Origin of the sequence: Bacillus sp. FSL K6-1218 (assembly GCF_038006445.1) — a bacterium.
In the GTDB taxonomy this organism is placed as follows: Bacteria; Bacillota; Bacilli; order Bacillales; family Bacillaceae_G; genus Bacillus_A; species Bacillus_A thuringiensis_S.
The window spans coordinates 32,501-52,004 of record NZ_JBBOVE010000001.1; the positions used below are offsets into that span (position 1 = coordinate 32,501).

Sequence of the window (19,504 nt, forward strand, 5' to 3'; positions counted from 1 at the left end):
GGCGGCCGTAACTATAACGGTCCTAAGGTAGCGAAATTCCTTGTCGGGTAAGTTCCGACCCGCACGAAAGGTGTAACGATTTGGGCACTGTCTCAACCAGAGACTCGGTGAAATTATAGTACCTGTGAAGATGCAGGTTACCCGCGACAGGACGGAAAGACCCCGTGGAGCTTTACTGTAGCCTGATATTGAATTTTGGTACAGTTTGTACAGGATAGGCGGGAGCCATTGAAACCGGAGCGCTAGCTTCGGTGGAGGCGCTGGTGGGATACCGCCCTGACTGTATTGAAATTCTAACCTACGGGTCTTATCGACCCGGGAGACAGTGTCAGGTGGGCAGTTTGACTGGGGCGGTCGCCTCCTAAAGTGTAACGGAGGCGCCCAAAGGTTCCCTCAGAATGGTTGGAAATCATTCGTAGAGTGCAAAGGCATAAGGGAGCTTGACTGCGAGACCTACAAGTCGAGCAGGGACGAAAGTCGGGCTTAGTGATCCGGTGGTTCCGCATGGAAGGGCCATCGCTCAACGGATAAAAGCTACCCCGGGGATAACAGGCTTATCTCCCCCAAGAGTCCACATCGACGGGGAGGTTTGGCACCTCGATGTCGGCTCATCGCATCCTGGGGCTGTAGTCGGTCCCAAGGGTTGGGCTGTTCGCCCATTAAAGCGGTACGCGAGCTGGGTTCAGAACGTCGTGAGACAGTTCGGTCCCTATCCGTCGTGGGCGTAGGAAATTTGAGAGGAGCTGTCCTTAGTACGAGAGGACCGGGATGGACGCACCGCTGGTGTACCAGTTGTTCTGCCAAGGGCATAGCTGGGTAGCTATGTGCGGAAGGGATAAGTGCTGAAAGCATCTAAGCATGAAGCCCCCCTCAAGATGAGATTTCCCATAGCGTAAGCTAGTAAGATCCCTGAAAGATGATCAGGTTGATAGGTTCGAGGTGGAAGCATGGTGACATGTGGAGCTGACGAATACTAATAGATCGAGGACTTAACCATATAATATGTAGCAAATGTTATCTAGTTTTGAAGGAATATGCCTTCATAGTTTGGTGATGATGGCAGAGAGGTCACACCCGTTCCCATACCGAACACGGAAGTTAAGCTCTCTAGCGCCGATGGTAGTTGGGACCTTGTCCCTGTGAGAGTAGGACGTCGCCAAGCAACTAAAACACGAGTCATTTGACTCGTGTTTTTTTGTATTGTTAAAAAGAATGGGAAAGAAGTAATGGTAATACAAACACGTTGCCCAAGGGTTAATCATATTATATAAGAGATGGGTGTATATTTTTCTGGAAATTGTTAAGGATTAGAAGTATAAAATAAGTTCACTTAAATAGGGAGGGAAGGTTATGAAATTACAAAGTGAAGTTTGTATTGTTTGTGAGACAAAAAGAAAAGAAGGTATATATGTTTATAATAATTTAATATGTTATGAATGTGAAAAGGATATGGTGAATACAGAGACAGGTGATCCGAAATATATATATTATTTAAAGCAACTTCGAAAATTAGAAGTATCATATTTTTAAATAGGCATATGCCTATTATTTTTTTTGTTCTGTATAATAGATAGAGAATGAATAATAAGGAAGAGATGTAGATGAATCAAAATCATATGCCTTTATATGAGGCGTTAATAGAGTTTAAAGAAAGAGGGCCGTTATCCTTTCATGTTCCAGGTCATAAGAATGGTTTAAACTTCCCACAGAAGGCAATAAGAGAGTTTAAAGATATTCTATCTATTGATGTAACTGAGTTAGCAGGACTAGATGATTTGCATAGTCCGTTTGAATGTATAGATGAGGCACAACAATTATTGACTGAAGTGTATGATACAAAGAGAAGTTATTTTTTAATTAATGGTTCAACAGTCGGGAACTTAGCAATGATTTTGTCTTGTTGCAGGGAACATGATATTGTTCTTGTACAAAGAAATTGTCATAAATCAATTATTAATGGTTTAAAACTAGCGGGAGCAAATCCCATTTTTTTAGATCCATGGATTGATGAAGTTTATAACGTACCAGTGGGAGTTCGTAATGAAATTATTAAGAAAGCAATTGGAAAATATCCAAATGCGAAAGCACTCATTTTAACGCATCCTAATTATTATGGTATGGGGATGGATTTAGAGGCAAGCATCGCTTTTGCACATGCACATAAAATACCTGTTTTGGTAGATGAGGCACATGGGGCACATCTTTGTTTGGGAGAACCATTCCCGAAATCAGCGTTAACATATGGTGCAGATATTGTAGTTCATTCTGCACATAAAACATTACCCGCAATGACAATGGGTTCCTATTTACATATAAATAGTCACTTAGTAGACGAAGAGAAGGTTACTACTTATTTAAGTATGCTACAATCTAGTAGTCCATCGTATCCAATTATGGCTTCCTTGGATATAGCACGCTTTACAATGGCGCGTATAAAAGAAGAAGGACATGGTGAAATTGTTGAGTTTTTACGGAGATTTAAGGAACGGTTACGTTCTATTCCCCAAATCGCCATTTTAGAATATCCGTTGCAAGACGAGTTAAAGGTTACCGTACAAACTCGTTGTCAGTTATCAGGGTACGAATTACAGTCCGTATTTGAAAAGGTCGGTATATATACAGAGATGGCTGATCCGTACAATGTCCTATTTATTTTACCCCTGCAAGTAAATGAGGGGTATATGAAGGTTATAGAGATGATTCGAGTAGCATTGCAACATTATGACGTGAAAGACAAGAGGGAATCTATTCGTTATACTTATAAAGATGAATTCTCTCCTTTGCCGTATACGTATAAACAACTAGAAGGATATGGAACAAAGGTAGTATCTATAGAAGAGGCTGTTGGAATGATAGCGGCGGAAATGGTAATTCCGTATCCACCTGGAATTCCATTGGTTATGTATGGAGAGAGAATTACTTCAGAGCATAAAGAGCAAATTATGTATTTAGAGAGAGCAGGAGCTCGTTTTCAAGGTAATACGAAATATATGAAAGTGTATGATATAGAAAGTAGGTTTTAGGATGAAGGGATTATTTGTAACAATTGAGGGCCCAGAAGGTTCAGGTAAAACAACGTTAATTAAAAGCTTATTGCCATATTTTGAACAAAGAGCACAAAAGGTAATGGCGACAAGGGAACCAGGTGGTATTGCAATTTCTGAGGATATTAGGACGATTTTACATAAACAAGAATATACGATGATGGAAGCACGTACAGAAGCGCTTCTTTATGCTGCTGCGCGCAGACAACATTTAGTAGAAAAAGTTATGCCAGCACTTAATGAGAACTATCTCGTGTTATGTGATCGTTTTATAGATAGCTCTTTAGCATATCAAGGCTATGCAAGAGGATTGGGTATGGATAAGGTATTTGAAATAAATCGTTTCGCAACAGAGGACTGTATGCCTAGTTTAACAATTTATCTAGACATTGAGCCTGAGGTTGGTTTGGCTCGGATTGAAAAAGATGCAGGACGTGAAGTAAATCGACTAGATATGGAAGATATCTCTTTCCATAAACGTGTACGCGAGGGGTATTTACAAGTTGTAGAACGTTTCTCGGATCGTATTGTATTGGTAAATGCTGATCAGCCGATGGAAAAACTTATAGAAGAAGTTGTTCAGATTATAGAAGATAAATTGTTATAATAGAAGGAAAGAATGAAATAAGTGAGGTATGCATTATGATGAAGACGTGGGAGCAGCTTTCTGCTATACAACCCATCGGTGTAAAAATGTTGATGAATAGCATTGCAAAAGAGCGTATATCCCACGCTTACTTGTTAGAGGGAGGGAAAGGTACGGGAAAGTTTGCGACAGCAATTCAAATGGCAAAGAGTTTCCTCTGTTCTCAGCGGAATGGAGTAGAGCCCTGTCATGTATGCACAAATTGTAAGCGAATTGATTCAGGTAACCACCCTAACTTACATATTGTAAAACCAGACGGATTATCTATTAAGAAGCAGCAAATTCATGATTTACAAGGAGAGTTTTCAAAAACAGGATTAGAGGCAAATAAAAAATTATATATTATTGAGCACGCAGATCGTATGACAGCAAATGCGGCAAATACACTTTTGAAATTTTTAGAAGAACCAAGTAGTGATACAACCGCTATTTTACTTACTGAACAAAGTCATCAAATTTTAAATACGATTTTATCTCGCTGCCAAGTTGTTACGTTTAGACCGTTACCTACGGAATCTTTAATTAGAAGATTACAGGAAGAAGGTATTACAGCATCTTTATCGACACTTGCTGCTCAACTCACAAATAGTTTTGATGAAGCTTTAGCTTTATGTAGTGATGAATGGTTTGCACAAGCACGAGCTTTAGTGATAAAATTATGTGAAGCGCTCGAAAAAGATAAAACCTCTATTTTTTTTGTACAAGAAAAATGGGGAAAACACTTTGGAGAGAAAGAACAATTACAGCAAGGTTTAGATATGTTACTCCTTATTTATAAGGATTTACTATATGTTCAACTTGGAGAAGAAGATCGTCTTGTTTTTCATGAGCAGAAAGAGATGTTTGAATCATTTTCCTATGCTCAGAAGCGCATTGTATCAGCTCTCTTTAATATATTAGAGGCAAAAAATAGAATCAACGCTAATGTAAATGCGCAGCTTGTGTTCGAACAGTTAGTGTTGCGGTTGCAGGAGGGATGACCGTTTTGTATGATGTAGTAGGTGTTCGCTTTAAGAAGGCCGGAAAGGTATATTACTTTGATCCAAATCAGTTCGATATCTCTGAAAATGAGTTTGTCATTGTAGAAACGGTAAGAGGTATTGAATATGGAAAAGTAGTTATTACCAAAAAGCAAGTTGATGAAAACGACGTTGTATTACCGCTAAAAAAGGTTATTCGTATTGCAAATGAAAATGATCGTACCATTGTTGAAGAGAACAAACATGCTGCAAAAGAAGCATATCAAGTCTGTCAGCAAAAGGTAGTAGAGCATAATCTTGATATGAAACTTGTAGATGTAGAGTATACATTCGATCGTAATAAGATTATTTTCTATTTTACTGCGGATGGTCGGATCGATTTCCGCGAACTAGTGAAGGACTTAGCGGCAATTTTTAGAACAAGAATTGAACTAAGACAAATTGGTGTTCGTGATGAAGCGAAGATGCTAGGTGGTATTGGTCCATGTGGTCGTATGCTTTGTTGTTCTACTTTTTTAGGAGATTTTGAACCTGTATCCATTAAAATGGCAAAGGATCAAAATTTATCATTAAATCCTGCAAAAATCTCTGGTTTATGTGGTCGCTTAATGTGTTGCTTAAAATATGAGAATGATGAATATGAGGCAGCAAAGGAACAACTTCCTGATTTAGATCAACGTATACAAACCCCGCATGGTACTGGCCGTGTTATCGGATTAAATATTTTAGAAAGATTAATTCAAGTGGAACTAGTAGACAAGGAACGGATAGTAGAATATACGTTAGATGAGTTAGTGAATAAAGGGGTCGTTTCGAGTCAAACCACAGATTAATGAGGTGGGTGCTTGTGGAGAAAAAAGATATTTTTGAATCGGTTTCTAGTATGGAAGAGCAAATTGGACATTTATACAAACAGTTGGGAGAGTTAAAACAGCATCTTGCAGAGTTGTTGGAAGAAAACCAGCATATAAAAATGGAAAATAACAATTTGCGACACCGTTTTGAAGAAGTGCAGAATAAAGAAAAACAAAAAACTCAAAAACGTAAAGAAGTGAAGCCGAAAACAGATATTGGTGAAGGCTATGACAATTTAGCGAGACTGTATCAAGAAGGTTTTCATATTTGCAATCTTCATTATGGAAGTGTACGTAAAGAGGGAGATTGTTTGTTCTGTCTGTCATTCTTAAATAAAAAGTGAAATTACCTTTCCAATTATAATTGGAAAGGTAATTTTTTATACATGAAATAGGGTAGGTTAAGGGTAAGAAAAGGAGCAGTATATGAATTTATATGAAGATGAACGTTTAGATTACTTATTAGCGCAAGACATGAAGATTATACAAAGCCCATCAGTATTTAATTTTTCTTTAGATGCTGTTTTACTTGCAGATTTTGCATGGGTACCGATTCAAAAGGGAAATTTACTTGATTTGTGTACAGGTAACGCGGTTGTCCCCCTTCTATTAAGTACAAGAACAAAAGGAAAGATTACTGGTGTAGAAATTCAAGAACGCTTATATGATATGGGAGTAAGAAGTGTGCAATACAATGGGTTGGAAGAAAGAATTCACCTCATACATGGAGATTTGAAAGATATGCCAGAGAAACTCGGGCGTCATCAATATGATGTTGTTACATGTAATCCACCATATTTTCAAACGCCTCAAACTTCAGAGAAAAATATGAATGAACATTTAGCGATAGCTCGTCATGAAATTATGTGTACATTAGAAGATGTTGTATCTGCAAGTAGTCAGTTAGTAAAACAAGGCGGGAAAGTAGCGTTTGTACATCGTCCAGGACGATTACTCGACATTGTCACATTAATGCGTAAATATAAAATTGAACCAAAGCGTGTGCGATTTGTTTATCCTAAGATTGGAAAAGAAGCAAATACATTGTTAATTGAAGGAATTAAGGATGGAAATGCAGATTTGAAAATTTTACCACCCCTCGTTGTATATGAGGACAATAACGAATATACAAAGGAGATACGTTCAATTTTATATGGAGAAGAATAAGCATTTTTTTTATGTGGTAGAGTGCTCTGATGGAAGTTATTATGCTGGATATACAAACCATATAGAAAAACGAATTGAGACTCATAATAGCGGCAAAGGAGCTAGGTATACACGCGTCAGGCGTCCTGTCGTTTTAAAATATGTAGAGACCCACGATGATAAGCGTACAGCTATGCAAGCGGAGTATTATTTTAAGCAATTAACGAGAAAACAAAAAGAGGCATATATGCAAAAAGGAGAACGCTATGTGGCAACAAAAAAGCTTTCAACAAAATGAAAAGGGAGTTTTATATTTAGTACCAACTCCTATTGGAAATCTAGAAGATATGACATTTCGTGCAATACGAATTTTAAAAGAAGTTGATTTAATTGCTGCTGAAGATACGAGACAAACGAAAAAACTTTGTAATTATTTTGAAATTGAAACACCTGTCACGAGTTATCATGAGCACAATAAAGAAGTAAGTGGGAAGAAAATATTAGAGAAATTAGAGGATGGAAAGAATGTAGCACTTGTTAGTGACGCTGGTATGCCGTGTATTTCTGATCCAGGTTACGATATTGTTGTTGAGGCAGTAGCTGAGCAATATCATGTAATTCCGCTTCCTGGAGCAAATGCAGCCCTTACAGCATTAATTGCATCTGGTCTTGAAACAAAGCAGTTTTATTTCTATGGTTTCTTGCAGAGAAATAAAAAGGAACGAAAGATGGAGTTAGAAAAGCTTCGTTATGTAAAAACTACAATGATGTTTTATGAAGCGCCTCATCGTTTAGATGATACTTTAATTTCGATGCAGGAAGTGTTGGGAAATAGAGAGATTGTATTATGTCGGGAGTTAACGAAAAAATTTGAGGAATTTATTCGAGGAACAGTCGAAGAAGCAATTGAGTGGACGAAGCAAAATGAAGTACGTGGTGAGTTTTGTATTTTAGTAGCTGGTTCAACAGAAGAACCTACTCCAGAAGAACAATGGTGGGAATCTCTTTCAGTATATGATCATATTGAACACTATATAAATGAAAAAAGTATGAATTCAAAAGAAGCGATTAAAACAGTCGCTAAAGATCGAGATTTGTCGAAAAGAGATGTATATCAAATCTATCATGTCGATAAAAAATAAGCTTCTCATAATTGAGAAGCTTATTTTGCTGTTTCGATATAATCTTGAAGTTCGTTTAAGATTTGCTCAGCGCCTTCTTTGCTTAAGATGATTTTACCTTCAGCTAAAGAAAGGTTACCGTCAGATACTTCACCAGTTACTTGGCAAGTCATGTTTGGTTTATATTTTTTTAAGATGATTTTTTCGTCATCAACATAGATTTCAAGAGCATCCTTTTCTGCAATACCTAAAGTACGGCGTAATTCGATTGGAATTACTACACGACCTAATTCATCAACTTTACGAACAATACCAGTAGATTTCATAATTTTTTTCCTCCTAAATAAATAGTTTATAAGTTTCGAGTCTATTTTTAGATTCGTCATTTTTCGACAAAATACCCTATGGACATATGATACCAATCATTTACATTTCCGTCAATTCTTAAATTCTATATTTTTTAAAAAGATTTATAGATTTCTTATTTCTTATATATAATAGATTGAGAGGAAATTCCACAATTATTTACATTGTTTTCTGAAAAATTAACAAATTTTAAGTGGAGATTGTATATTTTTTTGGAATATGAGCAATAGATGATAAAGATATCGAGCATTAAGAACCCAAATTCAAAATTAGGTTGGGGTAAAGAAGATAAGTGAGATTCGGGCTGCTCGTAAAAGCCCGATTGATGTGGGCTAATAATCAGTGGGGATGAACAAAAACCCCGCTGATTAAAGTTTCACTTTATATATGAGTTTTTGATATACTGTTTATAAATACATATGAGGTTATTCGGGAGGTCCAAAACAATGACAGAGGAAAATAAGTCCTTTTATATTACTACCCCAATTTATTATCCAAGTGGAAAATTACACATTGGACATGCTTATACGACAGTAGCAGGAGATGCAATGGCACGATATAAGCGTATGCAAGGATACAATGTTCATTATTTAACAGGAACTGATGAGCATGGACAGAAAATCCAAAAAAAAGCAGAACAATTAAATATTACACCACAAGCATATGTGGATAATATTGTTGCAGGAATTAAAGAACTTTGGGAGAAGATGGATATCTCTTATGATGATTTTATTCGTACAACTGAAGATCGTCATAAAGATGTTGTTGAAAAAATCTTTAAGCAACTAGTAGATCAAGGTGATATTTATCTTGATGAATATGAAGGTTGGTATTCTGTACAAGATGAGACATTCTATACGGAGCATCAATTAGTAGATCCAATTATGGAAGGTGACAAAGTAGTTGGAGGAAAAAGTCCAGATAGTGGTCATGATGTAGAACTTGTTCGTGAAGAATCATATTTCTTTAGAATGGGTAAATATGTCGACAGACTATTAAAATTCTATGAAGATAATCCACATTTCATTCAGCCAGAGTCTCGTAAGAATGAAATGATTAATAACTTCATTAAACCAGGCTTAGAAGATTTAGCAGTTTCTCGTACTTCATTTGACTGGGGAGTTCGTGTTCCAGGTAATCCGAAACACGTTATTTACGTATGGGTTGACGCATTATCTAACTACATTACAGCATTAGGTTATGGAACAGAAAATGAAGAGATGTATAAGAAATTCTGGCCGGCAGATGTGCATTTAGTTGGAAAAGAAATCGTTCGTTTCCATACAATTTATTGGCCAATCATTTTAATGGCATTAGATTTACCTCTTCCGAAAAAAGTCTTTGCTCATGGCTGGATTTTAATGAAGGATGGAAAGATGAGTAAGTCAAAAGGAAACGTAGTAGATCCAGTTACATTGATCGATCGTTACGGATTAGATGCATTACGTTATTACTTACTTCGTGAAGTTCCATTCGGATCTGACGGTGTATTCACACCAGAAGGATTTGTGGAGCGTATTAATTTCGATCTAGCAAATGACTTAGGTAACTTATTAAATCGTACAGTAGCTATGATTGATAAGTACTTTAATGGAGAAATCCCTGCATTTAAAGCGGATGTAACGGAATTTGATGAAACGTTAGTAACGTTTGCAAAAGATACATTGAAAAAAGTAGAAGAGGCAATGGAGAATATGGAGTTCTCTGTAGCGTTAGGATCTATTTGGCAATTGGTTAGTCGTACGAACAAATATATTGATGAAACACAACCATGGGTATTAGCGAAAGATGAGAATGATCGTGAAAAGTTAGCTTCTGTAATGGCTCATTTAGCAGAAGTACTTCGTCAAACAGGTATTATGCTTATGCCATTCTTAACAGTAGCACCAAGCAAGATGTTCGCTCAGCTTGGCCTTACTGATGAGGCTCATAAATCTTGGGAAAGTCTATCTACAATTGGCTGTATTCCAGCTGGAACAAAAGTAGAAAAAGGAAACCCAATTTTCCCTCGCTTAGAAATGGAAGTGGAAGTAGAGTACATTAAGGAACAAATGAAAAGCTCTGCTCCTAAAGTAGAAGAGAAAAAAGAAGAAGAACCGAAGGCAGAAGAAATTACAATTGATGATTTCTTTAAAGTAGAATTACGCGTAGCTGAAGTACTATCTGCTGAACCTGTGAAAAAAGCAGACAAGTTGTTAAAAATTCAACTAGACTTAGGCACAGAAAAGCGTCAAGTTGTTTCTGGAATTGCGAAATTCTATTCGCCAGAGGACCTAAAAGGTAAAAAGGTTATTTGTGTAACAAACTTAAAACCTGTAAAATTACGCGGTGAATTATCGCAAGGTATGATTTTAGCGGGTGAAGAGAATGGCGTATTGTCATTAGCATCAATTGATCAAAACCTACCAAATGGTACAAAAATCAAGTAATTAAGACAAGAAAAGAGATGTTTCACGTGTAACATGTGTGAAGCGTCTTTTTTCTTTTTACACTCTCTATTTTTGCATTAAGATTGTAGTATTGTTATCGTTAAGTTATTAAAGAACTTATTTTTGTAGAATAAACTTGATTTCAATATAAAAGGAGTTATGTATTATGTTGTTTGATACACATTCACATTTGAATGCAGAGCAATTCGAAGAAGATTTGCAAGAAGTTATTGCCCGAATGAAAGAAGCGGGAGTTACTTATACAGTTGTTGTTGGTTTTGATGAAGTAACGATAAAAAAGGCGATGGAATTAGCTGAAGCCTATGATTTTATTTACGCTGCGGTTGGATGGCATCCAGTTGATGCAATTGACATGACAGAAGAACATTTAGCTTGGTTAGAAGAACTTGCTTCTCATCCTAAAGTCGTTGCACTTGGAGAAATGGGTTTAGATTATCACTGGGATAAGTCTCCAAAAGAAATACAGAAAGAAGTATTCCGTAAACAAATTACATTAGCTAAAAAAGTGAAATTGCCGATTATTATACATAACCGCGATGCAACTCAAGATATTGTTGATATTCTAGAAGAAGAGAATGCAGCTGAAGTGGGAGGCATTATGCATTGTTTTAGCGGCAGTGTAGAAGTAGCAGAGCGATGTGTTGATATGAACTTTTTAATTTCGTTAGGCGGCCCAGTTACATTTAAAAATGCTAAGAAACCGAAAGAAGTTGCCACGGAGATTCCATTAGAGAAATTGTTAATAGAGACGGATTGTCCATATTTAACACCACATCCATTTCGAGGAAAACGAAATGAACCGAGTTATGTAAAGCTTGTAGCAGAAGAAATTGCGAATTTAAAAGGAATTTCTTATGAGGAAGTAGCAGAAATGACAACCAAAAATGCAAAAGTTTTATTTGGTGTTGAATAAAAAAGAATGGGGAAACCTGTTCTTTTTTATTTTGAAAAACACTAGTAGAAGTGATGAAGAAAATAAATGTGAATGATGAAGTGTTACAATAAAGACAGAGAACAAAGATTTTTCTATTCTATTTTTTAAAATATAAGAATGGGGAAAATAATAATGGAAAAGTCGTCATTTTTTTGTTTTACTAAGTAGAGACGAAACGAGTGTGGAGGCAAGCATGAAAATAAAAGAGATTATCGTTGTAGAAGGTAAAGATGATACAGTTGCGATTAAGCGTGCTGTTGATGCGGATACAATTGAAACGAACGGTTCAGCAATCGGTGATCATGTTATTGAGCAAGTTAAATTAGCGCAGCAAAAAAGGGGCGTTATTATTTTCACAGATCCGGATTATCCTGGAGAACGTATTCGAAAAATTATTTCTGATAAGGTTCCTGGCTGTAAGCATGCCTTTTTACCGAAGGAAGAAGCGCTCGCTAAAAGGAAAAAGGGTGTTGGGATTGAACACGCTTCTAATGAGTCGATTCGCCGTGCTCTAGAGAATATACATGAAGAAATGGAAGCTTACACAAGTGAAATTAGTTGGAGTGATTTAGTCGATGCAGGCTTAGTGGGCGGAGAAATGGCAAAGAGCCGCAGAGAAAGAATGGGTAAGCTATTAAAGATTGGTTATACAAATGCAAAACAGTTACATAAACGATTACAGATGTTTCAAGTTTCAAAGGAATCATTTGGAGAAGCTTATAAGCAAGTAATACAGGAGGAAAAAAAATGAAGGATATCGCAACGCCAAATCGTACAAAAGACATTGTTGAAAAGTATGGATTTTCATTCAAAAAAAGTTTAGGACAAAACTTTTTAATTGATACAAATGTATTAAATCGTATTGTCGATCATGCAGAAATTGGTTCAGAAAGTGGTGCAATTGAAATTGGACCAGGTATCGGTGCATTAACAGAGCAATTAGCGAAGCGTGCTAAAAAAGTAGTGGCTTTTGAAATTGATCAAAGACTATTACCAATTTTAGATGAGACGTTAGCGCCATATGGTAACGTTACAGTTATTAATAAAGACGTACTAAAAGCGGATGTACATGAAGTATTTAATGAGCAATTTGAAGAAGGGCAAGATGTAATGGTAGTAGCTAACTTGCCATACTATATTACAACGCCAATTTTATTTAAATTGCTTGAAGAAAAATTACCAGTTCGCGGATTTGTTGTTATGATGCAAAAAGAAGTTGGAGATCGCTTAGCTGCTAAACCTGGAACGAAAGAGTATGGTTCTTTATCGATTGCCATTCAGTATTATACAGAAGTTGAAACAGTTATGACTGTACCGCGTACAGTGTTTGTACCACAGCCAAATGTTGATTCTGCAATTATTCGCCTTCTAAAGCGTCCTAAACCGGTTGTAGAGGTGACAGATGAAACGTTCTTCTTTGAAGTAGTACGAGCGAGTTTCGCACAGCGCCGTAAAACTTTAATGAATAATTTATCAAATAATTTAAATGGTTTCCCGAAAGATAAGGAGTTATTGGATCGAATTTTAACAGAAGTGGGAATTGATCCAAAGCGAAGAGGCGAAACGCTATCTATTGAAGAGTTTGCAACATTAAGTAATGCATTAGTTCTTCATAAATTATCATAAGAATATGAAAGGGACAGTTCAACTTGAACTGTCCCTTTTGTCACCTTTCTCCCTCTAAATTCATATTTTAAAAACAGGTAAGATGGCCTAATGAGTTTGGAGGTAGGAGAATGGCTTTACATGTTGGAGAATTAGTGGAACGATATTCTCATAAGAGGGATATTCTTTTTCGTATCATAGAAATAAAAGGCGAAATAGCTATATTGTTTGGAGAGGAAATTAGACTGGTGGCGGATGCGCCACTTGAAGATTTAATTAGTATAGATCAACGAGAACATAAAAAAAGGGTGAAGCGTGAGAAAGAAACAATGGAGCGCACGTATCGTTTGTTTCAACAAGATTATGTATTAATGAAACAAAGGCATGAACATACTTCAACTGGTGGATACACAAGTGAGGTGAATTATTTTCAAATGCCGGGACGTGTATTGCATATAGATGGAGACCCTTTATATTTGCGCAAGTGCTTAGACTTATATAACAAAATTGGCGTTCCTGTACAAGGTATTCATTGTAAAGAAACGGAGATGCATGAAAAAGTAGTAGACTTAATAGATCACTTTCGCCCAGACATTCTCGTTATTACAGGGCATGATGCATATACAAAATCGAAAGGAGTGAAGGGGGATTTAGCGGCATATAGGCATTCAAGGCATTTTGTACAGGCTGTTCGAGAAGTGCGAAAAAAATATCCATCATTGGATCAACTTGTTATTTTTGCTGGGGCATGTCAATCGCACTTTGAGGCACTAATTCGTGCAGGGGCCAATTTCGCTAGTTCACCATCTAGAATTAATATTCATGCACTAGATCCTGTATATGTAGTTGGTAAAATTAGTTTTACTTCATTTATGGAGAGAGTCAATGTATGGGATGTCGTACGTAATACAATTACTGGTGAAAAGGGACTAGGTGGAATTGAAACGAGAGGGATTTTACGAACGGGATTACCTTTTCAACATTACGAAGAGTAAGCAGGGTACATATGTATCTTGCTTTTTTGTATGGAAGGATTTAAATGAATTTGGATAAAAAGAGATAAGAACGTACAGACTACATAATGATACTTTTACAATATAGTATTTCTTCTATCTATTCAAACGCAGGATGATATTAGCTGTGAATCGCGGTTAATAATTAGGATAGATATATCGTGCTTTAAGTGTTCAATCTAAATTACAGCGAGGTGTAGCGAAGTATATGTCAAAACGTTTAGATGAAATTAAAAGCGAATTAGATCACCATCTTGGACAGCGACTTATGTTAAAAGCAAATAGTGGAAGAAGAAAAACTGTGGAGCAATCAGGTGTACTAGCAGAAACATACCGTTCCGTTTTTGTTGTACAATTGGATCAACAAGAAGATGCGTTGCAACGTGTATCTTATAGTTATGCAGATGTTTTAACAGAGACAGTAGAGTTAACATTTTATGGAGACCCTCATAATGAGGTCATTTTATAATCCGTATACATTACATATATTCCCATAAATGAAAGGCTATATTATTTTGCATACTAACTGTACCGTAGCAAAATAAGGAGGGACTCTGCATTGAGTAGACGAAGAGGTGTCATGTCAAACCAATTTAAAGAAGAGCTAGCAAAAGAGCTTGGCTTTTATGATGTTGTTCAGAAAGAAGGATGGGGCGGAATTCGTGCGAAAGATGCTGGTAACATGGTGAAACGTGCTATAGAAATTGCAGAACAGCAATTAATGAAACGAAACCAGTAGTTGTAAGATACTTTCTATGCTACGGTAGCCGAGGAGACATTCCTCGGCTTTTTGTACTCGAAAAGGTGCCATCATTTTACATAAGTAGTTTCATTCTGAATGCTTTTCGTTATAATTAGGGAAGTGTCATCGTCTTACTATAAATTTATGGTAAAATAAACGATAAAAGATTGAGTACATAGAGTGGGTGAATAGATTGAAGCTACTAGTGAAAGCACCAGCAAAGATTAATCTGTCGTTAGATGTACTGGGAAAAAGACAAGACGGATATCATGAAGTGAAAATGATTATGACAACCATTGATTTAGCAGATCGTCTAGAACTAACGGAATTAGCAGAAGACCGTATTGAAATTTTATCCCATAATCGGTATGTCCCAGACGACCAACGAAATTTAGCTTATCAGGCAGCGAAATTATTAAAAGAGAAGTTCAATGTAAAAAAAGGTGTATCTATTACTATTGAAAAAACGATTCCAGTAGCAGCTGGATTAGCAGGTGGAAGTAGTGATGCAGCAGCGACATTACGTGGTCTTAATAAATTATGGAATTTAGGGCTTACAATTGATGAGTTAGCAGAGCTTGGCGCAGAAATTGGATCAGATGTATCGTTCTGTGTATACGGCGGCACAGCAATTGCCACTGGAAGAGGAGAGAAAATTGAGCATATAAAGACTCCGCCTTCTTGTTGGGTTATTTTAGCGAAACCACATATAGGTGTATCTACTGCTGATGTGTATGGAAATTTAAAGTTAAATCGAGTTACACATCCAAATGTAGATAAAATGGTTGATGTCATAAATTCTGGGGATTATAAAGGGATTTGTGATACTGTTGGTAACGTTTTAGAAGATGTAACATTTGGAATGCATCCTGAAGTTGCACGTATTAAATCACAGATGAAGCGATTCGGAGCGGATGCTGTATTGATGAGTGGAAGTGGTCCAACTGTATTTGGACTTGTACACCATGATTCACGAATGCATCGCATTTATAACGGATTAAAAGGATTTTGTGAACAAGTCTATGCGGTACGTTTATTAGGAGAGCGAGAAACGCTTGAATAAAGACGTATAATACGTTATGATTTGTTTAGAATATTCGTGATTTGAGGTGAGAGTATGAAAATTAGAAGAAGTACAAGATTAGTCGATATGACTTATTACTTGCTACAAAACCCTCGTCAGCTAGTATCTCTCACTTTTTTTGCTAAAAGGTATCAATCGGCTAAGTCTTCTATTAGTGAAGATTTAGTTATTATTAAGCAAACGTTTGAACAACAAGGGGTCGGCACATTGCAAACGATACCAGGAGCAGCAGGAGGAGTGAAATATATACCGTATATAAGTGAAGAAGAGGCAGATCTAATTATTGATGAGCTTTGTGGCTTATTTGAAAATCCAGATCGTATTTTGCCTGGCGGTTACTTGTACATGACAGATTTATTGAGTAATCCTCGCCATATTAATGGCGCAGGTCGTTTGTTTGCTTCTGTTTTTGCTAGGCAATCAATTGATGCAGTTATGACGGTGGCAACGAAAGGGATTCCACTTGCTTATGCAGTGGCAAATTACTTAGATGTACCAGTTGTAATTGCAAGGAAAGATAATAAGGTAACAGAAGGTCCGACTGTTAGTATTAACTATGTGTCGGGTTCTTCTAAACGAATTCAAACAATGACGTTAGCAAAACGCAGCCTTCCAGAAGGATCGAATGTTTTAATTATTGATGACTTCATGAAAGCTGGCGGAACGATTCAAGGTATGATGAGTATGTTAGAAGAGTTCAAGGCTAATGTTGTTGGTATTGGTGTATTAGTAGAATCCACAGATATTGAAGAACGACTAATTAATAATTTTGTATCATTAATTCGTCTATCGGAAGTTGATGTGAAAGAAAAAACGATTCAAGTGGAAAAAGGGAATTATTCTCTTGCACCATTTGATGAAGGGCTTGTAGAGGCTGAATAAAAGGTAGAGCAGATTAGATAGCTCTATCTTTTTTATTTTATTTATAGATTATAAAATAGATGGACAAACTGCCTTTCGTACACTATTTTTAAAGAGTAAAATAAATAATAAAAGGGTGAAAAGTATGAAAGTTGTTCAAACAAGCAAGGCACCACAAGCAATTGGACCTTACTCGCAAGGGATTATTGTAAATAATATGTTCTATAGCTCAGGACAAATTCCATTGACGGCAAATGGGGAGCTTGTAACAGGAGATGTAACAGTACAAACAGAACAAGTATTTCAAAATTTACAAGCGGTATTAGAGGAAGCTGGTGCTTCATTTGATACAGTCGTAAAAACAACAGTATTTTTAAAGGACATGGATGATTTTAATGCTGTGAATGAAGTGTATAGCTCTTATTTCTCTACTCATAAACCAGCTCGATCTTGTGTGCAAGTAGCAAAATTACCGAAAGATGTTTCCGTTGAAATTGAAGTAATCGCCCTAGTTAAGTAACCTTTTGTAAGCGATAACCTCCACTAATCTCTATATTCAACTACATTAAAAATTTTTATCTTAAAAATTTTTAAAAAATTAAAGGGAAAATAGAAAATTTGTGGAATTTATACAAATATATCGCTTATTTAGAAAAGGGTGGTGAACACAAGATGGAAGTGACTGACGTAAGATTACGCCGCGTAAACACAGAAGGCCGCATGAGAGCAATTGCCTCTATTACTTTGGACCATGAATTTGTTGTTCATGATATTCGTGTAATTGATGGTAATAATGGATTATTTGTAGCAATGCCAAGTAAACGTACTCCAGATGGAGAGTTCCGTGACATTGCACATCCGATTAATTCTGGTACACGCTCTAAAATTCAAGATGCGGTTTTAACAGAGTATCATCGTTTAGGCGAGTTAGAAGAGGTTGAGTTTGAAGAAGCAGGTGCTTCGTAAAATTCGAATGAAAAGGGCTTTGACGAAAAGCCTTATAATTTTGTAGCAAACTCCTGTAAGCATTTACAGGAGTTTGTTTTTTTGGCTTTATATTTGAAAATTTCATAATTCATTAACATAAAAAGAAGAAACTACTAATTTTTTCAAAATCATTTTAAATAGTATAGCTTATTTCTTAAAAAAGATACTAAAGAGTAAAACATCTTATAAGAATTATGGTAAAATTTAATAGTTAAAATGTGTTTCTTGAAATATATGATGATTTAGGATAATATCTTTAATGGATAAATAGGTTGCGATGGAGGGTCTATATGTCAAACAGATTTGCAGTGATTCTAGCTGCAGGTAAAGGCACACGTATGAAGTCTAAGCTATACAAAGTGCTGCATCCTGTATGTGGAAAACCTATGGTACAACACGTAGTCGATCAAGTATCTCAATTAGGATTGCAGAAACTTGTAACGGTTGTTGGACATGGTGCTGAAATGGTACAAGAACAGCTAGGGAACGTAAGTGAGTTTGCATTACAAGCAGAACAACTTGGTACAGCACATGCTGTAGATCAAGCTGCAAGTGTACTTGCAAATGAAGAAGGAACAACTTTAGTTATTTGTGGTGATACGCCTCTAATAACTGCTGAAACGATGGAAGCATTACTTCAGCAACATAAAGAAGCAGGAGCAATGGCGACGGTGCTAACAGCATACATAGAAGAGCCTGCTGGATATGGCCGTATTGTTCGTAATGAAAATGGTCATGTTGAAAAGATTGTTGAGCATAAAGATGCAAATGAGAAAGAATTAGCTATTAAAGAAATCAATACAGGTACGTATTGTTTTGATAATAAGGCTTTATTTGCTTCACTTTCTAAAGTTTCAAATGATAACGTACAAGGTGAATATTACCTTCCAGATGTTATTGAGATTTTAAAAAATGAAGGTCATATCGTATCAGCTTATCAAACAGAGCAGTTCGATGAAACGTTAGGTGTTAACGACAGAGTCGCTCTATCGCAAGCGGAAATTATTATGAAAAACCGTATTAACCGAAAGAACATGGTAAATGGTGTTACAATTATTGATCCAAGTAACACTTATATTTCTGCTGATGCAATTATCGGTAGTGATACAGTTCTTCATCCAGGAACAATTATTGAGGGGAACACTGTAATTGGTTCTGATTGTGAAATTGGACCGCATACAGTAATTCGTGATAGTGAAATTGGAGATCGTACGACAATTCGTCAATCTACTGTACATGATAGTAAACTTGGTACAGAAGTATCGGTTGGTCCATTTGCACATATTCGCCCAGATTCAGTTATTGGAGATGAAGTACGCGTTGGAAACTTCGTGGAAATCAAAAAGACTGTCTTTGGTAATAGAAGTAAAGCTTCACACTTGAGTTATATCGGGGATGCACAAGTTGGAGAAGACGTGAATCTTGGTTGTGGTTCAATTACGGTGAACTATGACGGTAAGAATAAATTCAAAACTGTGATTGGTAATGGGGTATTTATTGGATGTAATTCAAACCTTGTTGCTCCAGTAACAGTTGAAGATGGTGCTTATGTGGCAGCAGGCTCTACAATTACAGAGAATGTTCCATCAAAAGCATTATCGGTAGCACGTGCACGTCAAGTTAACAAAGAAGACTATGTTGATCAATTGCTGAATAAGAAAAAATCATAAT

Annotated in this window: 22 protein-coding genes and 2 rRNA genes (1 of these 24 only partly in view); 23 read left to right on the top strand and 1 reads right to left on the bottom strand. The window is 36.5% G+C overall.

Going from position 1 to position 19,504, the window contains the following annotated elements; genetic code table 11:
- From MHI26_RS00165 to rsmI, 11 genes are all read left to right on the top strand, one after another.
- Nucleotides 1–997 (top strand): 23S ribosomal RNA (locus MHI26_RS00165) (it extends 1,925 nt beyond the left edge of the window).
- 49 nt (nucleotides 998–1,046) lie between these two features.
- Nucleotides 1,047–1,162, top strand: a 5S ribosomal RNA gene (gene rrf / locus MHI26_RS00170).
- 188 nt (nucleotides 1,163–1,350) lie between these two features.
- Complete coding sequence (locus MHI26_RS00175; RefSeq protein ID WP_000776280.1) at nucleotides 1,351–1,530, top strand: sigma factor G inhibitor Gin; 180 nt, start codon at nucleotides 1,351–1,353, stop codon at nucleotides 1,528–1,530.
- Between the two features lie 71 nt (nucleotides 1,531–1,601).
- Nucleotides 1,602–3,023 (top strand): aminotransferase class I/II-fold pyridoxal phosphate-dependent enzyme, encoded by a 1,422-nt coding sequence (locus tag MHI26_RS00180; protein ID WP_001073006.1) that lies wholly within the window; start codon nucleotides 1,602–1,604, stop codon nucleotides 3,021–3,023.
- Nucleotide 3,024: 1 nt separating this feature from the next.
- On the top strand, nucleotides 3,025–3,651 hold the full coding sequence (gene tmk, locus MHI26_RS00185; RefSeq protein WP_000677227.1) for a dTMP kinase: 627 nt from the start codon (nucleotides 3,025–3,027) through the stop codon (nucleotides 3,649–3,651).
- Between the two features lie 35 nt (nucleotides 3,652–3,686).
- A complete protein-coding gene (gene holB / locus MHI26_RS00190) occupies nucleotides 3,687–4,670 on the top strand; it encodes a DNA polymerase III subunit delta' (RefSeq protein WP_000978586.1) in 984 nt (327 codons plus the stop codon).
- Nucleotides 4,671–4,675: 5 nt separating this feature from the next.
- Nucleotides 4,676–5,503: a PSP1 domain-containing protein gene (locus MHI26_RS00195; RefSeq protein WP_000272429.1), complete on the top strand. Its 828-nt coding sequence runs from the start codon at nucleotides 4,676–4,678 to the stop codon at nucleotides 5,501–5,503.
- A 14-nt stretch (nucleotides 5,504–5,517) separates the two neighbouring features.
- Nucleotides 5,518–5,868 (top strand): DNA replication initiation control protein YabA, encoded by a 351-nt coding sequence (gene yabA, locus MHI26_RS00200; protein WP_000412063.1) that lies wholly within the window; start codon nucleotides 5,518–5,520, stop codon nucleotides 5,866–5,868.
- A gap of 82 nt (nucleotides 5,869–5,950) precedes the next feature.
- Nucleotides 5,951–6,691 (top strand): tRNA1(Val) (adenine(37)-N6)-methyltransferase, encoded by a 741-nt coding sequence (locus MHI26_RS00205; protein ID WP_001055354.1) that lies wholly within the window; start codon nucleotides 5,951–5,953, stop codon nucleotides 6,689–6,691.
- Entirely contained in the window at nucleotides 6,678–6,968 is a 291-nt protein-coding gene (locus MHI26_RS00210) for a GIY-YIG nuclease family protein (RefSeq protein ID WP_061666987.1), read from the top strand. Before MHI26_RS00205 ends, MHI26_RS00210 begins: the two co-directional genes overlap by 14 nt.
- Nucleotides 6,937–7,812: a 16S rRNA (cytidine(1402)-2'-O)-methyltransferase gene (rsmI, locus tag MHI26_RS00215; RefSeq protein ID WP_061666988.1), complete on the top strand. Its 876-nt coding sequence runs from the start codon at nucleotides 6,937–6,939 to the stop codon at nucleotides 7,810–7,812. The genes MHI26_RS00210 and rsmI overlap by 32 nt, the downstream gene beginning before the upstream one ends.
- A 20-nt stretch (nucleotides 7,813–7,832) precedes the next feature.
- On the opposite strand, the gene MHI26_RS00220 is transcribed toward rsmI, so the two are convergent.
- Nucleotides 7,833–8,117: an AbrB/MazE/SpoVT family DNA-binding domain-containing protein gene (locus tag MHI26_RS00220; RefSeq protein WP_000843036.1), complete on the bottom strand. Its 285-nt coding sequence runs from the start codon at nucleotides 8,115–8,117 to the stop codon at nucleotides 7,833–7,835.
- A gap of 486 nt (nucleotides 8,118–8,603) precedes the next feature.
- On the opposite strand from MHI26_RS00220, the gene metG reads away from it, so the two are divergent.
- The 12 genes from metG to glmU all read left to right on the top strand — a co-directional run bounded on the left by metG (nucleotide 8,604) and on the right by glmU (nucleotide 19,503).
- Entirely contained in the window at nucleotides 8,604–10,586 is a 1,983-nt protein-coding gene (metG, locus tag MHI26_RS00225) for a methionine--tRNA ligase (protein WP_061666989.1), read from the top strand.
- Between the two features lie 166 nt (nucleotides 10,587–10,752).
- A complete protein-coding gene (locus MHI26_RS00230) occupies nucleotides 10,753–11,520 on the top strand; it encodes a TatD family hydrolase (RefSeq protein WP_061666990.1) in 768 nt (255 codons plus the stop codon).
- Nucleotides 11,521–11,734: 214 nt separating this feature from the next.
- The gene (rnmV, locus tag MHI26_RS00235) at nucleotides 11,735–12,292 is read left to right on the top strand and encodes a ribonuclease M5 (RefSeq protein WP_000692837.1); all 558 of its coding nucleotides are present in this window, start codon (nucleotides 11,735–11,737) and stop codon (nucleotides 12,290–12,292) included.
- On the top strand, nucleotides 12,289–13,167 hold the full coding sequence (gene rsmA / locus MHI26_RS00240) for a 16S rRNA (adenine(1518)-N(6)/adenine(1519)-N(6))-dimethyltransferase RsmA (protein WP_000651548.1): 879 nt from the start codon (nucleotides 12,289–12,291) through the stop codon (nucleotides 13,165–13,167). The genes rnmV and rsmA overlap by 4 nt, the downstream gene beginning before the upstream one ends.
- 110 nt (nucleotides 13,168–13,277) lie before the next feature.
- A complete protein-coding gene (yabG, locus tag MHI26_RS00245; RefSeq protein WP_001173734.1) occupies nucleotides 13,278–14,141 on the top strand; it encodes a sporulation peptidase YabG in 864 nt (287 codons plus the stop codon).
- Nucleotides 14,142–14,367: 226 nt separating this feature from the next.
- A complete protein-coding gene (gene veg, locus MHI26_RS00250; RefSeq protein WP_000044347.1) occupies nucleotides 14,368–14,628 on the top strand; it encodes a biofilm formation stimulator Veg in 261 nt (86 codons plus the stop codon).
- Between the two features lie 90 nt (nucleotides 14,629–14,718).
- Nucleotides 14,719–14,898: an acid-soluble spore protein SspF gene (sspF, locus tag MHI26_RS00255; protein WP_002094215.1), complete on the top strand. Its 180-nt coding sequence runs from the start codon at nucleotides 14,719–14,721 to the stop codon at nucleotides 14,896–14,898.
- A gap of 196 nt (nucleotides 14,899–15,094) precedes the next feature.
- Entirely contained in the window at nucleotides 15,095–15,964 is an 870-nt protein-coding gene (gene ispE, locus MHI26_RS00260; RefSeq protein WP_000772104.1) for a 4-(cytidine 5'-diphospho)-2-C-methyl-D-erythritol kinase, read from the top strand.
- A gap of 54 nt (nucleotides 15,965–16,018) precedes the next feature.
- Nucleotides 16,019–16,867, top strand: a complete 849-nt coding sequence (purR, locus tag MHI26_RS00265; RefSeq protein WP_061666991.1) for a pur operon repressor — start codon at nucleotides 16,019–16,021, stop codon at nucleotides 16,865–16,867.
- 124 nt (nucleotides 16,868–16,991) lie between these two features.
- Nucleotides 16,992–17,366: a RidA family protein gene (locus tag MHI26_RS00270; RefSeq protein WP_000869815.1), complete on the top strand. Its 375-nt coding sequence runs from the start codon at nucleotides 16,992–16,994 to the stop codon at nucleotides 17,364–17,366.
- Nucleotides 17,367–17,518: 152 nt separating this feature from the next.
- Nucleotides 17,519–17,812 carry a septation regulator SpoVG gene (spoVG, locus tag MHI26_RS00275; protein WP_000454041.1) on the top strand — a complete coding sequence of 98 codons (294 nt, stop codon included), beginning with the start codon at nucleotides 17,519–17,521 and terminating at the stop codon, nucleotides 17,810–17,812.
- A 311-nt stretch (nucleotides 17,813–18,123) separates the two neighbouring features.
- Nucleotides 18,124–19,503 (top strand): bifunctional UDP-N-acetylglucosamine diphosphorylase/glucosamine-1-phosphate N-acetyltransferase GlmU, encoded by a 1,380-nt coding sequence (gene glmU / locus MHI26_RS00280; RefSeq protein WP_000071039.1) that lies wholly within the window; start codon nucleotides 18,124–18,126, stop codon nucleotides 19,501–19,503.
- Nucleotide 19,504 lies beyond the last annotated feature (1 nt).

What these genes read in the sequence shown, in the direction of transcription:
- MHI26_RS00210 (WP_061666987.1), top strand. Translation starts at nt 6,678, where the DNA reads ATGGAGAAGAATAAGCATTTTTTTTATGTGGTAGAGTGCTCTGATGGA.
- MHI26_RS00230 (WP_061666990.1), top strand. Translation starts at nt 10,753, where the DNA reads ATGTTGTTTGATACACATTCACATTTGAATGCAGAGCAATTCGAAGAA.
- MHI26_RS00205 (WP_001055354.1), top strand. Translation starts at nt 5,951, where the DNA reads ATGAATTTATATGAAGATGAACGTTTAGATTACTTATTAGCGCAAGAC.
- glmU (WP_000071039.1), top strand. Translation starts at nt 18,124, where the DNA reads ATGTCAAACAGATTTGCAGTGATTCTAGCTGCAGGTAAAGGCACACGT.
- spoVG (WP_000454041.1), top strand. Translation starts at nt 17,519, where the DNA reads ATGGAAGTGACTGACGTAAGATTACGCCGCGTAAACACAGAAGGCCGC.
- MHI26_RS00180 (WP_001073006.1), top strand. Translation starts at nt 1,602, where the DNA reads ATGAATCAAAATCATATGCCTTTATATGAGGCGTTAATAGAGTTTAAA.
- metG (WP_061666989.1), top strand. Translation starts at nt 8,604, where the DNA reads ATGACAGAGGAAAATAAGTCCTTTTATATTACTACCCCAATTTATTAT.
- tmk (WP_000677227.1), top strand. Translation starts at nt 3,025, where the DNA reads ATGAAGGGATTATTTGTAACAATTGAGGGCCCAGAAGGTTCAGGTAAA.
- yabG (WP_001173734.1), top strand. Translation starts at nt 13,278, where the DNA reads ATGGCTTTACATGTTGGAGAATTAGTGGAACGATATTCTCATAAGAGG.
- MHI26_RS00175 (WP_000776280.1), top strand. Translation starts at nt 1,351, where the DNA reads ATGAAATTACAAAGTGAAGTTTGTATTGTTTGTGAGACAAAAAGAAAA.
- purR (WP_061666991.1), top strand. Translation starts at nt 16,019, where the DNA reads ATGAAAATTAGAAGAAGTACAAGATTAGTCGATATGACTTATTACTTG.
- MHI26_RS00220 (WP_000843036.1), bottom strand. Translation starts at nt 8,117, where the DNA reads ATGAAATCTACTGGTATTGTTCGTAAAGTTGATGAATTAGGTCGTGTA.
- rsmA (WP_000651548.1), top strand. Translation starts at nt 12,289, where the DNA reads ATGAAGGATATCGCAACGCCAAATCGTACAAAAGACATTGTTGAAAAG.
- veg (WP_000044347.1), top strand. Translation starts at nt 14,368, where the DNA reads ATGTCAAAACGTTTAGATGAAATTAAAAGCGAATTAGATCACCATCTT.
- MHI26_RS00270 (WP_000869815.1), top strand. Translation starts at nt 16,992, where the DNA reads ATGAAAGTTGTTCAAACAAGCAAGGCACCACAAGCAATTGGACCTTAC.
- rnmV (WP_000692837.1), top strand. Translation starts at nt 11,735, where the DNA reads ATGAAAATAAAAGAGATTATCGTTGTAGAAGGTAAAGATGATACAGTT.
- holB (WP_000978586.1), top strand. Translation starts at nt 3,687, where the DNA reads ATGATGAAGACGTGGGAGCAGCTTTCTGCTATACAACCCATCGGTGTA.
- rsmI (WP_061666988.1), top strand. Translation starts at nt 6,937, where the DNA reads ATGTGGCAACAAAAAAGCTTTCAACAAAATGAAAAGGGAGTTTTATAT.